Annotated in this window: 13 protein-coding genes; 6 read left to right on the top strand and 7 right to left on the bottom strand. The window is 65.5% G+C overall.

The annotated features are described in order from the left end of the window. Positions 1–80 precede the first annotated feature (80 nt). Positions 81–2,027, bottom strand: a complete 1,947-nt coding sequence (locus tag Q3C01_RS20275) for an SGNH/GDSL hydrolase family protein (protein ID WP_458147076.1) — start codon at positions 2,025–2,027, stop codon at positions 81–83. Between the two features lie 118 nt (positions 2,028–2,145). Beyond that, on the bottom strand, positions 2,146–3,228 hold the full coding sequence (locus Q3C01_RS20270; RefSeq protein WP_458147075.1) for a lysylphosphatidylglycerol synthase transmembrane domain-containing protein: 1,083 nt from the start codon (positions 3,226–3,228) through the stop codon (positions 2,146–2,148). A 442-nt stretch (positions 3,229–3,670) separates the two neighbouring features. Between Q3C01_RS20270 and Q3C01_RS20265 the strand changes: the two genes are divergently transcribed. From Q3C01_RS20265 to Q3C01_RS20255, 3 genes are all read left to right on the top strand, one after another. Continuing rightward, positions 3,671–4,177 carry a YciE/YciF ferroxidase family protein gene (locus Q3C01_RS20265; RefSeq protein WP_458147074.1) on the top strand — a complete coding sequence of 169 codons (507 nt, stop codon included), beginning with the start codon at positions 3,671–3,673 and terminating at the stop codon, positions 4,175–4,177. A 275-nt stretch (positions 4,178–4,452) separates the two neighbouring features. Continuing rightward, the gene (locus Q3C01_RS20260) at positions 4,453–5,850 is read left to right on the top strand and encodes an MFS transporter (protein ID WP_458147073.1); all 1,398 of its coding nucleotides are present in this window, start codon (positions 4,453–4,455) and stop codon (positions 5,848–5,850) included. Positions 5,851–5,973: 123 nt separating this feature from the next. Next, positions 5,974–8,370 carry a putative bifunctional diguanylate cyclase/phosphodiesterase gene (locus Q3C01_RS20255; RefSeq protein ID WP_458147072.1) on the top strand — a complete coding sequence of 799 codons (2,397 nt, stop codon included), beginning with the start codon at positions 5,974–5,976 and terminating at the stop codon, positions 8,368–8,370. A 3-nt stretch (positions 8,371–8,373) separates the two neighbouring features. Here the strand turns inward: Q3C01_RS20255 and Q3C01_RS20250 are convergent, their stop codons facing one another. Beyond that, positions 8,374–8,808, bottom strand: coding sequence for a hypothetical protein (locus Q3C01_RS20250; protein ID WP_458147071.1), 435 nt, complete (start codon positions 8,806–8,808; stop codon positions 8,374–8,376). Positions 8,809–8,884: 76 nt separating this feature from the next. Here Q3C01_RS20250 and Q3C01_RS20245 point away from each other — a divergent pair, with 76 nt between their 5' ends. Both Q3C01_RS20245 and Q3C01_RS20240 read left to right on the top strand, forming a co-directional pair. Continuing rightward, on the top strand, positions 8,885–9,487 hold the full coding sequence (locus tag Q3C01_RS20245) for a hypothetical protein (protein WP_458147070.1): 603 nt from the start codon (positions 8,885–8,887) through the stop codon (positions 9,485–9,487). An 87-nt stretch (positions 9,488–9,574) separates the two neighbouring features. Next, positions 9,575–10,147 carry a YdcF family protein gene (locus Q3C01_RS20240; protein WP_458147069.1) on the top strand — a complete coding sequence of 191 codons (573 nt, stop codon included), beginning with the start codon at positions 9,575–9,577 and terminating at the stop codon, positions 10,145–10,147. 13 nt (positions 10,148–10,160) lie between these two features. On the opposite strand, the gene Q3C01_RS20235 is transcribed toward Q3C01_RS20240, so the two are convergent. Then, the gene (locus tag Q3C01_RS20235; RefSeq protein WP_458147068.1) at positions 10,161–11,504 is read right to left on the bottom strand and encodes an aminotransferase-like domain-containing protein; all 1,344 of its coding nucleotides are present in this window, start codon (positions 11,502–11,504) and stop codon (positions 10,161–10,163) included. Between the two features lie 186 nt (positions 11,505–11,690). Between Q3C01_RS20235 and Q3C01_RS20230 the strand changes: the two genes are divergently transcribed. After that, the gene (locus Q3C01_RS20230; protein ID WP_458147067.1) at positions 11,691–11,927 is read left to right on the top strand and encodes a DUF1127 domain-containing protein; all 237 of its coding nucleotides are present in this window, start codon (positions 11,691–11,693) and stop codon (positions 11,925–11,927) included. Positions 11,928–11,940: 13 nt separating this feature from the next. Here Q3C01_RS20230 and Q3C01_RS20225 read toward each other — a convergent pair whose 3' ends face one another. The 3 genes from Q3C01_RS20225 to Q3C01_RS20215 are packed head-to-tail and all read right to left on the bottom strand — an operon-like array spanning position 11,941 to position 13,458. Continuing rightward, on the bottom strand, positions 11,941–12,402 hold the full coding sequence (locus Q3C01_RS20225) for a hypothetical protein (RefSeq protein ID WP_458147066.1): 462 nt from the start codon (positions 12,400–12,402) through the stop codon (positions 11,941–11,943). Positions 12,403–12,435: 33 nt separating this feature from the next. After that, positions 12,436–12,861, bottom strand: a complete 426-nt coding sequence (locus Q3C01_RS20220; RefSeq protein WP_458147065.1) for a universal stress protein — start codon at positions 12,859–12,861, stop codon at positions 12,436–12,438. A gap of 60 nt (positions 12,862–12,921) precedes the next feature. Then, positions 12,922–13,458: a SixA phosphatase family protein gene (locus tag Q3C01_RS20215; RefSeq protein ID WP_458147064.1), complete on the bottom strand. Its 537-nt coding sequence runs from the start codon at positions 13,456–13,458 to the stop codon at positions 12,922–12,924. Positions 13,459–13,463 lie beyond the last annotated feature (5 nt).

The following is a 13,463-nucleotide window of genomic DNA, read 5'->3' as shown; positions in this document are numbered from 1 at the left end:
TCCAGTGCGCCGCGGCCTCTAGAATACTGGATCGTCCGCTTCCGCGGACGATGACACCGAGAGTGTGCTTGCAGCGCGGTCTACTGGCGCAGGCCCGGCAGCAGCGGTGCCAGCAGGCCGCGGGTGAAGCCGGGCGGCACGGCGTCGAGGCCGAGCACCGTGCTTGCGGCAGGCAGGGCCGCGTCCGCCATCGCGGCGTGGCCTTCGGCGGACGGGTGTACGGCGCCGCCATAGACGGCGGAGAGCACGCCCCAGGCGGCGTCGTGAATGTCGTTCGGCTGGCTCGCGGCGGGCAATCCTTGCGGATAGGTCATCGCCGCGAAATAGCTGTCATTGGCATCGCGGATCCAGCGGGCACGCGGCAGATAGGCGCGATATTCGGAGGCGCCGCGGCCGCAGAGCATCGGCTGGCTCGCGGCGGTGACGATGTCGGGGTTAAAACTCTGGCCGTTCTCCGCAAAGCAGGTGCGGTCGAATTCGGGATCGGTGCCGGCATGCGCGCAGAAACCGTGGTCGGCGAACACTCCCTGATGCGTATCGACGAAGGTCATGCGGTCGGATTCGGGATCGCGGCACAGCGCGCCTTGCGTGCAGGTCGCGAGCCCCTTGAGCTGCGGCAGGAATTCGGTGTCGACATAGGTCGAGACCCGGGCAAGCCGCTGCGGATCGGCGTTGAAGGCCGGATGGATGTCGAAGCCGGCGCGGCCGCCGCGACAGGGTACGCCGCCGTCTGCGAGCGCCGGATTGGCGTAGGAGACATAGACGACATGCGAGAGGTCGCCGTCGACCAGCGGCTTCAGGGCCTCGCGCAACCTGACGAAATTCCTGGGCAGCTCGCGCGCGAGCGCATCGCGTGAGTCGTCGACACTAGCCATCACGCCGGAGCGCGTGAACAGCGCGCGTTCGGTCGCGGTGTCCACGATCACGTCGGCGACGAGCCCGGAGAAATAGACGTCGTTGGCGCCGATCGAGAGCAGCACGAGGTCGAGCTTGCGGTCCGGCTGGCGTTTTTTGGCCGCAGCGACCGCCTCGCGCAGCTCGGCCACTTGCGCATTGACGCTGGTCTGGCAGGTGCCGCTCTTGCCGGGCGGGCATTCGCGCGCACGCTGCGAGCCGAGCAGCCCGTCACTGATGCTCGCGCCGGTGCAGGCGAGCGGCAGATAGGTCACTGCGATGTGGGGATAGCGGACCGCTAGCGCGAGCGCGGTGCGGCTCTGGTAGCTGTAGAGCGAGCGATGGCAGGCGGCGTTGAACCAGAGTGCGTTGTAGCGCTGCCAGTTGGCGAGCGTGTCCGGCGCCTCGCAGGCTCGCCCGCCCTTGAAACCGGCGCGGCTCGGCCGGTAGTACTGTCCGCCGGAGGTGCCGAGATATGAGCGGAAGCAGAAACCGTCGTCGGACAGCGCGATGGGGCGGTCCGGATTGCCTTCGCCGGAGGCGATGCTGTCGCCTAAGCCCGCAATGAAGATGTCGCGGACCTGGATCTCGGCCTGGATGCGCTGGGTCGGGTCGGAGCCCGAGGAGACGTCGACGGTCGCCACCGTCTGCTTGCCATAGCGAACGCGCAGGTTCACCGGTTCGGCGCAGTCGAAGGTCGAGGCCTGCGGTCCGTCGCCGTCGTCGAACGACCAGGCGCAGGTGGCCCCGACCGGCACGGCGCCGGTCAGGCGCACGGTCACCGGGTGGTCGATCGGGGTGATGTAGTTCTCTTTGACGTTGTCGCGGGTGCAGGGCTGGTTGACCCGGCCCTGGAGGTCGATGCAGAGGCGGTTGACCATGTTGCGGGCCCAGCCGCGGCCCTCGCTTTGCATCTCCAGCGACTGCTCGGTCGCGAGAATGCTGCGGTTGCGAGCGTTCTCGACATGGAGCAGGAAGTCGCGCTCCTCGCGGAACAGCCGGAAGCGGTTGCGCACCTCCCAGGTGATCTGCAAGCTGCCGTCCTGTGCGGCAGCGCGTTCAGGCGGCAGAGCGCCGAATATCCCGACAAGCAGGGCGCCGGCGAGGAAGGTGCGGAGATTGGCTCGGATCATGGCCCGCGCTTTCAACGTCAAAGTTGAGGCGGAAATAAGAGAGGCTTTCTCGACCTGCCTTCGACGTTTGTCTGACCAGTTTAGCTCTTGCCGTCCAGGGGTGCCGCCGCCCACCGTCTCAACGCTTGCTGGCCTGCCGCAGCGATCGTTCGCGCTCCATCTGCGTCACCTGCTTGGGCAGGTTGGCCTGCGCGCAGGCTTCCGCCAGCCTGCGGCGTTCCTGCCAGGGCTCCACGACGTTCATCCAAAGCTCGCGCGCTCCCATGATGGAAATGGCGAGGCCGAACGGGATCATGAAATAGAGGATGCGGAAGACCAGGAGGGTCGCCAGGAGCTGCTCGCGGCCGAACTCGGGGAGCGCCAGCAGCATGGCGGCGTCGAACACGCCGATGCTCCCGGGGGCGTGGCTGGCAAAGCCGAGCAGCGTCGCCAGGATGAACACCACAGCCAGCGACATGAAATCGATCGGCGGGGTGGACGGCACCAGGAGGTACATCGCCATCGCGCAGAAGCCGAGATCGACCACGCCGATCAGGATCTGTACCAGCGTCAGCGGCGCCGACGGCAGCACGACCTTCCAGCCCTTCTGACCGAGCTCCCGGCGCTTCTCTCCCATTGATAGCCAAACGAGATAGGCGGCGATCGAGGCAAGGCCGCCAAGGGCGATCAGGCGGTTGATCGCTGAGGGGAGCTGGTCCATCGCAGAGGCGGCATCGGGGTGGATCGCCATGCCGATCGAGAGCACGAAGATGTTACCGAGCCAGAAGGTGAGGCCAGAGAGGAAGCAGATTTTTGCGACGTCAATCGCGTTGAGCCCGTAGTCCGAATAGATCCGGAAGCGGATCGCCCCGCCGGTGAACACGGTCGCGCCGATGTTGTGGCCGATCGAATAGGAGGTGAAGCTGGACAGCGCTGCGATGCGGTAGGGGACGTGTTTCTTGCCAATCGTTCGCAGTGCAAAGAAGTCGTAGAAGGTCAGCGTACAGAAGGCGAAAAAGACGCAGAGCGCCGCAAGGCCGATATTGCCGCGGGGAATCTCGGTTAACGCGGTCAGGATGACGCCGGTGTCGATGCCCTTGAGGGTGCGCACCAGCGTGGTGATCGCGAAGGCGATGATCATGACGCTCGCGGCAATGCCGAGCCGTCGCCAGCCGATCCATCTCTTGAAGCCGCGTTTCAGCGCGGGCAGCACGTCCTGCATTCATCCTCCCGGCGGGGCACACTTAACCATACAGCCTACCCAATTGAGCTGCGAGCCAATTGAGCTGCGAGCCAATCGAGTGCGATCGCAGCCTGAAGGTTGGCACTGATCGCAAGGCATATCCTAGTTCCTTAAGGCAAAAACAGCGGTTTGTGCAGCCCTTGACAACGGAAGGTTCTGCGCTGGGACAGCCCTTTTTGTCATACGTCCTACACATTGCGGCGCGTTAAGGATTGCGAGTCGCGGCATTGCCGTATCATTGCCCGTATTTTGCCAAACCGCAGCGCGGTTCGCCTTGTTCCAGCGCAAGGTGTCCGATCTCTTCGGAACGTCCCTCATGCGTGCCGGTTAGCGGTGCATCAGCAACCGAACACCGCGCATAAAGCGGCCTGCACATGCAGGCCGGCGCCGCTCTGTTCCCGAATGTGCAAGGATTGGAACGATGGGACTGTTCACCAAGGACATCAAGACCATGAACGACCTGTTCGTGCATCAATTGCAGGACATCTATTACGCCGAGCAGCAGCTCACCAAGGCGTTGCCGAAAATGGCAAATAAGGCGACCGATCCGCAGTTGAAGCAGGGCTTTTTGACGCACCTCGAGGAAACCAAGCAGCACGTGAAACGGCTGGAGGAGGTGTTCAAGATGCACGGCGTCGAGGTGAAGGCGGTCGATTGCCCGGCGATCGACGGCATCATCGAGGAGGCCGATGACACTGCCGGCGAAGTCGCCGACAAGGCGGTGCTCGATGCGGCCCTCATCAACGCCGCGCAGGCCGCCGAGCACTACGAGATCGTCCGCTACGGCAGTCTGATCGCCTGGGCCAAGCAGCTCGGCCGCAACGATTGCGCGACGGTACTCGCCAAGACGCTCGAGGAGGAGAAGGCGACCGACAAGAAGCTGACCTCGATCGCCGAGACCAAGGTGAACCTGCGCGCTGCGAGCTGAGTGGGGCTTCCTGAGACGCGCGGCGCGATAGTCGTGCGCGTTTTTCTAAGATGTCATCCGCCGCGAAAGCGGGGGATCCAGTACGCCGCGGCCTCTACGTATTCGTCACCGTCTCTGGAATACTGGATCGCCCGCCTTCGCGGGCGATGACACCGGAGAGGTGGCGAGTTCGTTCCTCAAGCGAATAGTTCAGCATCCATAATTCGACTTTTATCGAATCATGCTTGGGGTTGGGCCATGTAGTCTTCGCATGGGGCTGCAATCGGGATGGCAACATGCGCACCAATATCGCCACCAATATCGACTATGGGTCCTCGGGAAGCGCACCGCGCGCGCGCCTTGGCACCTCGCTGACGCTCGCTGCGATGAGTCTCGGCTATGGCGTGGTGCAGCTCGACGTCACCATCGTCAACACCGCGCTTCATGCGATGGGCACCGCGCTTGGCGGCGGGGTCGCCGAACTGCAATGGGTGGTGAGCGCCTACACCATCGCCTTTGCCGCCTTCATCCTGACCGCCGGCGCGCTCGGCGATCGCATCGGCGCCAAGCGCGTCTTCATGGCGGGTTTCGCCCTCTTCACCGCGGCCTCGCTCGCCTGCGCGCTGTCGCCGAACGCCGTCGTCTTGATCGGCGCGCGGTTGATCCAGGGATTGGCGGCGGCGATCCTGGTGCCGAATTCGCTGGCGCTGCTCAACCACGCTTATCCGGACGAGAAGCAGCGCGGCCGCGCTGTCGCAGTCTGGGCCGCAGGCGCCAGCCTCACCTTGACCGCGGGGCCGTTCGTCGGCGGCGGCCTGATCACGCTGGTTGGCTGGCGGGCGATTTTCCTGGTCAACCTGCCGATAGGCCTTGTCGGCCTCTGGCTGACCTGGCGCTATACCGATGAGACCCCGCGCTCGCTCGCGCGCGAGGTCGATCTGCCCGGCCAGTGCGCGGCGATCGGTGCACTGGGCGCGCTCGCCGGCGCGATCATCGAAGGTGGCGCGATCGGCTGGGCGCATCCTGCCGTGATCGCAGCCTTCGTCGTGGCCACTGTCCTCGCCACGCTGTTCGTCTGGCGGGAGCAGCGCGCGGCGCAGCCGATGCTACCGCTGTCGCTGTTTGGCCACCGCATGTTCGCGCTGACCTCGCTCGTGGGCCTGCTCGTGAACGTTGCGATCTACGGCCTGATCTTCGTGCTGAGCCTCTACTTCCAGGAGGTCAACGGGCTGTCGGCCTGGTGGACCGGGCTTGCCTTCGTCCCGATGATGGGCGCGGTGCTGCCGGTGAACTTGCTGGCGCCGCGCATTTCCGAGCGCATTGGAGCTTGCAGGACCATGATCGTGGGTGCGTGCGTCTCGGCGCTGGGCTGCCTCGCCATGATCGGCATGGCTCCTGACACGAGCTATTGGGCGATCGCCGTGCAGATGATCGCGATCAGCGGCGGTCTCGGCCTTTTGGTGCCGCCCCTGACTTCGACGCTGCTCGGCAGCGTCGAGAAGGCCCGCTCGGGCATCGCGGCCGGCGTGCTCAATGCGACCCGGCAGACCGGCAGCGTGCTCGGGGTTGCGCTGTTCGGCTCGCTGGTTGCGGGGAACTTTATGACCGGCCTGCACGCGTCGCTGATCATCGCGGCAGCGGTCCTGCTGCTGGCCGCGACGGCGATCTGGCATAGCGCGCCAGCCGATGGTTAACCCTGAGTATGCTGCCCTGCGCTCACAGCTTTCGTTCACCATGAGCCGAACCGGGATGTAGCCGGTTACCGACTGTCCACCTCTCACCCCCTTTAGTGCAGGTGCCGAAAATGGACCTGCCAAATGTACCAAGTTCTTTATTGCCTGACAGATCAGCATGACTGGCGCCTGGTCGCGCTGGGCGGCGCGGTCTGCCTGCTCGCCAGCGCCGCGGCGATCAGCCTGTTTCATCGGGCGCGCGCCACACAGGGCTCTGCGCGTTTGGTCTGGCTTGCGCTCGACGCCGTCGTCAGCGGTTGCGGCATCTGGGCGACGCATTTCATCGCGATGCTGGCTTACGGCCCAGGCGCCGGCGCGGCCTACAACATTCCGGTGACGGTCCTGTCGCTGGTCTTCGCGATCTCCGTGACCTTCGTGGGCCTGAGCATCGCGGTATCATCGACGCGCAGGCCCTGGATTCTCCTCGGCGGTGCCATCGTCGGCGGCGGCGTCGCGGCCATGCACTATACCGGCATGGCGGCGCTGGAGATGCCCGCGCGCATCGGCTGGGTGAGCGGCACGGTGACGGCTTCGATCCTGTTCGGAATCGTGTTCGGCGCAGCGGCCATCTATGTCGCAGCGCGGCGCGATGACCTTTCGCATGCCGTGACTGCTACCGGCATGCTCACGCTCGCCATCGTCTCGCATCATTTCACGGCGATGGGGGCCGTCGAGCTGACGCCGGATCCGACGCTCGCGATCAGCGGGCTGTCGATCGCGCCGGCGACGCTGTCCCTGCTCACCGCGAGCGCCGCAGCCGCCATCATCGCCATCGCGCTCGTGGCCGCAATCCTCGACCGCCGCGCCAAGGGCCAATTGGGGCGTCAGCAGGTCGTGCTCGACACCGCGCTCGAGAACATGTCGCAGGGGTTGTGCATGTTCGACCGCGACGGCAAGATCCTCCTCTTCAACGAGCGCTACGCCGCGATGTTGCGCCGGACCGACATGCAGCTCGCCGGTCGCCTGCTGCTCGAGGTGCTGCGCGAAGAGCAGGCGCGGGGACACTGGCAGGGCGATCCGGACCAGTTCTTCGCGCAACTCGTCGCCGACGCTCGCGACAGCCGCACCACGACCACGATCGTCAGCAGGTTCAACCGCTCGATCCGTGTCGTCAACCAGCCGATGCAAGGGGGCGGCTGGGTCGCAACCTTCGAGGACATCACCGAATGGCTGGCGGCTCAGGAGAAGATCTCTCACATGGCGCGTCACGACGCGCTGACGAATCTGCCGAACCGCGTGCTGTTCCACGAGCAGCTCGAGCAGGGCCTGCGCCTCGCCAGGCCCGGCGACCAGCTCGCGGTGTTGTGCCTCGATCTCGATCACTTCAAGGACATCAATGATTCGCTCGGGCATCCGATCGGCGACGCGCTGCTTAAAGAGGTCGGCCGCAGATTAGCTGCCTGTGTCGGAGAGAGAGACACCGTGGCGCGGCTCGGTGGTGACGAGTTCGCCGTGGTCCAGCTCGGTAAGGAGGAGGCGGCGGCCACCGCGCTCGCCGGACGTCTGGTCGAGGTGATTTCCGCGCCCTATGAGATCGCCGACCATCAGATCATCATCGGCGTCTCGATCGGCATCTCGCTGTCGCCGCAGGATGGCAGCAATCCGGACGCGCTGTTGAAGAACGCCGACCTCGCGCTGTACCGCGCCAAGGCCGACGGCCGCGGCACCTATCGCTTCTTCGAGACCGGCATGGATGCCCGCGCGCAGGCGCGGCGATTGCTCGAAATGGATCTGCGGGCGGCGCTGGGCAGGAACGAGTTCGAGGTCCACTACCAGCCGATCCGCGACGTCGCCAGGGACCGCGTCGTCGCCTTCGAGGCGCTGAGCCGATGGAATCACCCGCAGCGCGGCCTGATTTCGCCGGCCGCCTTCATTCCGCTTGCGGAAGAGACCGGCCTGATCGTGCAGCTCGGCGAGCAGGTGCTGCGCAACGCCTGCGCCGATGCGGCCACCTGGCCCGAGGAGATCGGCGTCGCCGTCAACCTCTCGCCGGTGCAGTTCAAGAATCCGAACCTGGTCGCCTCGGTGACCGAGGCGCTGGTCGCCTCGGGGCTCGCTGCCGAGCGCCTCGAACTCGAGATCACTGAATCCGTGCTGCTCCAGAACAGCGAGGCGACGCTCGCGATCCTGCACGAGCTGCGCGCGCAGGGCGTGCGGATATCGCTCGACGATTTCGGCACCGGCTATTCCTCGCTCAGCTACTTGCGCAGCTTCCCCTTCGACAAGATCAAGATCGACCGCTCCTTCGTATCCGAGCTCTCGACGCGCGAAGATTCCATGGCAATCGTCCGTGCCGTCACCGGCCTCGGACGCAGCCTCGGGATCGCGACCACGGCGGAGGGGGTCGAGAACGATGCGCAGCTCGAGCTCTTGCGGCGCGAGGGCTGCACCCAGGCGCAAGGCTATCTGTTCAGCGCGCCGCGGCCAGCGTCCGAGGTTGCGATGATGCTGGCAAAGCCCCGCCTGCGCGCCTCTGCCTGAACGTCAGGCCTTGCGGAGTGCGAAATGCGCGCCGCAGAATGCCATCACTGCGCCGAGGCACAGTGCGGCGAGGCCTGCCAGCACGCCGGAGATGGTCGGGATCGGGCTTGGTGCGGCGGCCGCCTGTCCGGCGCCGGCGAGCAAGAGCACGCCGACTGCGATCAGGAACTGCCGCATCCTTCGCGGGATCTGGCCCGACACGGCGCTCTGCATCAGCGTCGCGGTAAAGTAGCCGCCCGAAAAGCCGACGGTGGCGATCAGCCACCACGCGATCGCCGCACCGGCCGGCATGAACTCACGCGTGTCCGAGCGCCAAAGCCCGCCGAGGTCGAGCCCGTAGCGCGCGCCCAGCATGTGCACCGCGAGCGCTAGCAGCACGCCCGAGATCAGCGCAGCGCCGAGAATCAGGTGACGGGGAAAAAAGATCGTCTCAGCCATGCTTGGTTTGTAGAATGGGTGAGGGCGGTCGTGCAAGCCGATCAGGCAGCGTGCGGAGTTGATAGGGTCGATCGAGATGTCCGAGCTGCAGGAGGCCGCTGCGCAAGCCACGAGCGAGCAGATCACGAGCTACGCCTATAAGGCGTCGCTGATCGGCTCGGCGCACCGCTTCGAGCTGACGGATGAGGGTCTGTCGTGGCGCATCGCCGGCCGTTCCGGCCTGTGGCGCTATGGCGAGATCTCGGCGATCCGGCTGTCTTACCGGCCCGTCTCGATGCAGCAGCACCGGTTTCGCGCCGATATCCGCCATGCGGATGGCGGCCGCATCGCGATCCTGTCGACGACCTGGCAGACCGCGGCACTGATGACGGCGCAGGATCATGGCTTTCGCGATTTCATCGTCGCGCTGCATGAGCACATGGCGAAGGCGGGCAGTCTAGCGAGGCTGACCGCGGGCCTTGGGTGCGCCGCCTACACGGTGGCGCTCGCGCTGCTCGCGCTGCTGGCGGTGGCGATGGCCGGGCTTCTGATCCGCGCGATCACGACCGGCGAATGGACGGGCGCGCTGTTCATCATCGGCTTCGCCGCCCTGTTTACCTGGCAGATCGGCGGCTTCATCCGCCGCAACCAGCCGCGCAGCTACAGCTTTGACCGGTTGCCAGAGGCGCTGCTGCCATAGGGATGGCTGCAACCGGCGGTCATCAAACGTGACTTCGCAGGAGCGCGCCCATGTCGCATCCTTGTCGTCATGGACCGCAGCACCCGCATGCCGACGGTGGATGAGATTGCCGCAATCAATGCCACGCACCTGATCGAGACACCGCTTCGACCGGCTGACCTGCTGTTCCTGTTCGGTACGCGCGAGGACGTGGCGCTGCGCGCCGATACCGCGGCAAGGCTCTGGCGGGACGGCTATTTCCGCTGGTCGATTGTCAGCGGCGGGGTGACGCCGGGCTCGGAGCAATCCGAGTGCAAACTCATCAAGGCAGCGATGGTCGAAGCCGGCATTCCGGCGGGCCGCATCCTCGAAGAGCACCGGGCGATGAATACGGGGGAGAACGTCGTCTTCTCGCTGCCGGTCATCGATGCGGCGCTCGGGCTGCAAAACATTCGCAGCGTGATCTGCCTCGGCAATACCTGGACGGCGCGTCGATACCCCATGACGCTGCACCGGCACTGGCCGGACGTGACGAAGATGCTTCTGACGGTCGACAGTTTTGCGACGCCGCGCGGGCTTTGGCACACCGATGCCGAGTTACGCCGCCGCGTGCTGCATGAGTGGGACAAGATCGAGCCGTACAAGGCGAAGGGGTTCATCGCAGAGTGGCCGGTGGCTTGAGAGGCCGGCCCACCTACTCCGTCGAATCGAAATCCTCTTCCTTCGAGCGCAGCATCGCCGAGAGTGTGCGCAGGCCCGCATCGAGCTGTTCGAAAGTCGGTGCGCCGAGCGCAAGGCGGACCGCGTTGGGCGCGTGACCATTGGCGATCGCGAACGTCGTGGACGGCGTCAGCGCGATGTCGCGGCGGCCGGCCGCGGCGACCAGCGTCTGCGAGCGCCAATGCGGCGGCAGCGACAGCCACAGATGATAGGCTTTCGGATCGGCCTGGATGTCGAAGCCGGCGAGCCGCTGCGCCGCCAGGTGCTGGCGCTTGCCCGCATCGATGCGCTTGAGGCGCGACAATTCGGCCGCGGTGCCGTCGGCCATCAGCCGCTGCCCGGCCGCAAAGGCATAGCCGGACGCGGTCCAGCCGCCCGAGCGCACGGAGGCCAGCACGCTTTCGCGCAAGTGGGGCGGGGCGACGATGAAGCCGAGCGCGAGCCCCGGCGCGACCTTCTTCGACAGGCTGTCGAGCACGAGGCAGCGGTCCGGCGCCAGCGCGGCGAGCGGCGCTTCGTCGTTGAGGAAGCCGTAGACGGTGTCCTCGATGATCGGAAGGTCGAGCTTCTCGGCGACGCGCAGCACGTCGTTGCGGCGGCCGAGCGGCATGGTAATGCCGAGCGGGTTCTGCATCGTCGGCTGGAGATAGAGCGCGGCAAGATGCGCCTCGCGATGCGCCTTCTGGATCGCGTCCGGACGCACGCCGTGCTCGTCCATCGCGAGCGGCACCAGCGTGATGCCGAAGCGTGCGGCGATGCCCTTGATGAAGGGATAGGTCAGCGCCTCGACGCCGCAGCGCCCGCCCGCAGGCACGAGCGCGGCAAGCGCGGCGGCAATGCACTGCCGTCCATTCGAGGTGAAGACGAAGTGGTCGGCGCTCGGCGCCCAACCCTTGCGCGCGAGGAATGATGCGGAAATGCTCCGAGCGGCCTGCGTGCCGGTGCTGGTCGCGGGCCGCAGCGCGACCTCCAGCCCCTCGGGGCGCTCGAGACCGGCGAGGCTCTTTGCGATCATCGCCGATTGCTGTGGCAGCAGCGGATAGTTGAACTCGAAGTCGATGCGCGCGCCGCGCGGCTCCGCGGGAGCCGAGACACCGCGCCGCGCCTCGCCGGAAATGAACGTGCCGCGGCCGACCTCGCCGACGACGAGGCCGCGACGCAGCAGCTCCGTATAAACCCGGCTCGCGGTCGAGACTGCAATGCCACGCTCATAGGCGAAATTGCGCTGCGGCGGCAGGCGGTCGCCCGGCTTTAACGTCCCGTTAGTTATGTCTGCGGCAACGGCATCGGCCAGCTTCACGTACTCGAACTTCGACATTATTGCACCGAGAGCAATGTTTCACTTGCACCGAGGATTGTACTGGAGCATTTTGGTTCCATCAAGGTCCGCGATTGAAACCCGGATGCGAGAGCAATCCGAGGGCATTGAAGGTGCAGGCGCTTAAGCGGCGTGTGCGCCAACGGCACCTGCTTCGCCACGTGGACCGATTGCCGGAGAAGAAACATGACCACCATCTCGCAAACTGCCGGGCAGTCTCTCAGCCCACCCTCGTCAGGCGGCTTCCTCCGCTCCGTCGTCAACGGCGCCTCGGCGCTGCTCGACTTCCTGGAGCGTCGCGCCGCCGTCAAGACGCTGAGCGAGCTCGATGACCGCGCGTTGCGCGACATCGGGATCACGCGCTCGCAGATCGAGGATGCCGTTTACGGGCAGGTGAAAGCCGAGCTGACGCGCTATCTGTAACCAACTGCGGGGATCAGGCGATTGCGGCGTGTCCCCATGCTCCGCCAAAAGCTCGATCGTCCTCGGAACGATCGGGCTTGCGGCGTGGCCTCGTCGAGGCGCCGTGTTCGCGCCGGTGTCGAAGGCCGAGACGTCGCACGTACGTGGCGACATTGTCGGCGAGTGCTGCGATCCGCGCCGACGCCTGTTTGACGACGAACAGAATCGTCGTGACACGGCTCAGAACGCCGAGCAGGAACAACACCGAGAACACGTCGATATAGGCAAGAAAATCGCCGACCAGCATCAGCTCGGGCGGGATCGGGATCCTGTGATAGTAGGCCAGGACCAGAATGACGACAGGGATGAGGGCGATGACCTGCCGCAGCGTCAGCCTGTCCAGAGCCGCGGCCAATTGCACGACCAGTACCTGCCACAGCGCATCGCCGATCGCGAGAGGGACTTCGTAACTCCATTTGCGCCACCAGTCCCGCATGCAATTGCTCCGAGGTGGTTATCCGAGCAGAGGCTAGTGCCTGACCACCAGCACCGAGCATTTGGCGTAACGCACCACATGCCCGGCGTTTGAGCCCAGGAAATAGGTCCGCATCGCGGGACGGTGCGAGGTCATGACGATGAGGTCGGCCTTCATATGCGCCGCTTCTTCCAGGATCTCGTGATAGATGCCGCCCTGGCGCACCACGCTCGAGATGTGCGGGGCGTCGATGCCGGACTCGCGCGCGACGATTGCGAGCGCCTCCTCCGAGGTCTGGCGCTGCTGCTCGTCGAAATCGGCTGGCACGTATTCAGCCAGCATCACCGGCGTCATCGGCAGCACGTTGAGCAGGCGCACCGTGCCGTTCCAGGTCTGCGACAGCGTCGCAGCCGTCGCGATCGCAGGTTTTGCGAGATCGGTGTCGGAGAGGTCGATGGGCACGAGAATGGACTTGAACATCTGCGCCTCCCTGTCTTTCCACGGCCCAAGATACCATCCTGCGACGGTGTCCTGTCGCCCCTAGACCTGCTTCAACAGCTTGGGGCTGACGAACAGCACCAGCTTGCCATGGCGGTACGCCACGTCACCCCAATCCTTCACGTCAAAGTCGAAGACCGCAAGCCCCGCCGTGGGCAGGTTGTCGTGGAGAGCCTTGCGGCTGGAGTGGTCGCCGCTGCCCATGAGCATCAGTGCAAGCTCGTGCATGCCGGGATTGTGGCCGACCAGCATCAATCGCTTCGGGTTGACGGGGATGGTTGCAGTGCGAATGGTTTCCAGGAGCTGCGCGGGGTTTGCGCCATAGAGTTCCGGGAGGAATTCCACCTCCGGCGCCTCGACGCGGTCCTTCATCGCGTCCCAGGCGATGTCCCAGGTCTGCTTGGCCCGTACGGCCGGTGAGACCAGCACGGTATCGGGGAATGGTGGATGATGGGCGATCCAGTCGCCTATCTGGGCTGCATCCCGATGGCCGCGGTCGTCGAGGCGGCGGTCCTGATCACGGCCGCTCGGTGCGTCAGTCTCGGTCTTGGCGTGACGCAGCAGCATCAAACGGCGCATGGCAT

The organism is Bradyrhizobium sp. UFLA05-109 (genome assembly GCF_054185165.1).
The sequence above is the reverse complement of the archived record's forward strand: the minus strand, read 5'-3'. Positions and strand labels throughout refer to the sequence as shown.

What these genes read in the sequence shown, in the direction of transcription:
- Q3C01_RS20275 (WP_458147076.1), bottom strand. Translation starts at nt 2,027, where the DNA reads ATGATCCGAGCCAATCTCCGCACCTTCCTCGCCGGCGCCCTGCTTGTC.
- Q3C01_RS20270 (WP_458147075.1), bottom strand. Translation starts at nt 3,228, where the DNA reads ATGCAGGACGTGCTGCCCGCGCTGAAACGCGGCTTCAAGAGATGGATC.
- Q3C01_RS20265 (WP_458147074.1), top strand. Translation starts at nt 3,671, where the DNA reads ATGGGACTGTTCACCAAGGACATCAAGACCATGAACGACCTGTTCGTG.
- Q3C01_RS20260 (WP_458147073.1), top strand. Translation starts at nt 4,453, where the DNA reads ATGCGCACCAATATCGCCACCAATATCGACTATGGGTCCTCGGGAAGC.
- Q3C01_RS20255 (WP_458147072.1), top strand. Translation starts at nt 5,974, where the DNA reads ATGTACCAAGTTCTTTATTGCCTGACAGATCAGCATGACTGGCGCCTG.
- Q3C01_RS20250 (WP_458147071.1), bottom strand. Translation starts at nt 8,808, where the DNA reads ATGGCTGAGACGATCTTTTTTCCCCGTCACCTGATTCTCGGCGCTGCG.
- Q3C01_RS20245 (WP_458147070.1), top strand. Translation starts at nt 8,885, where the DNA reads ATGTCCGAGCTGCAGGAGGCCGCTGCGCAAGCCACGAGCGAGCAGATC.
- Q3C01_RS20240 (WP_458147069.1), top strand. Translation starts at nt 9,575, where the DNA reads ATGCCGACGGTGGATGAGATTGCCGCAATCAATGCCACGCACCTGATC.
- Q3C01_RS20235 (WP_458147068.1), bottom strand. Translation starts at nt 11,504, where the DNA reads ATGTCGAAGTTCGAGTACGTGAAGCTGGCCGATGCCGTTGCCGCAGAC.
- Q3C01_RS20230 (WP_458147067.1), top strand. Translation starts at nt 11,691, where the DNA reads ATGACCACCATCTCGCAAACTGCCGGGCAGTCTCTCAGCCCACCCTCG.
- Q3C01_RS20225 (WP_458147066.1), bottom strand. Translation starts at nt 12,402, where the DNA reads ATGCGGGACTGGTGGCGCAAATGGAGTTACGAAGTCCCTCTCGCGATC.
- Q3C01_RS20220 (WP_458147065.1), bottom strand. Translation starts at nt 12,861, where the DNA reads ATGTTCAAGTCCATTCTCGTGCCCATCGACCTCTCCGACACCGATCTC.
- Q3C01_RS20215 (WP_458147064.1), bottom strand. Translation starts at nt 13,458, where the DNA reads ATGCGCCGTTTGATGCTGCTGCGTCACGCCAAGACCGAGACTGACGCA.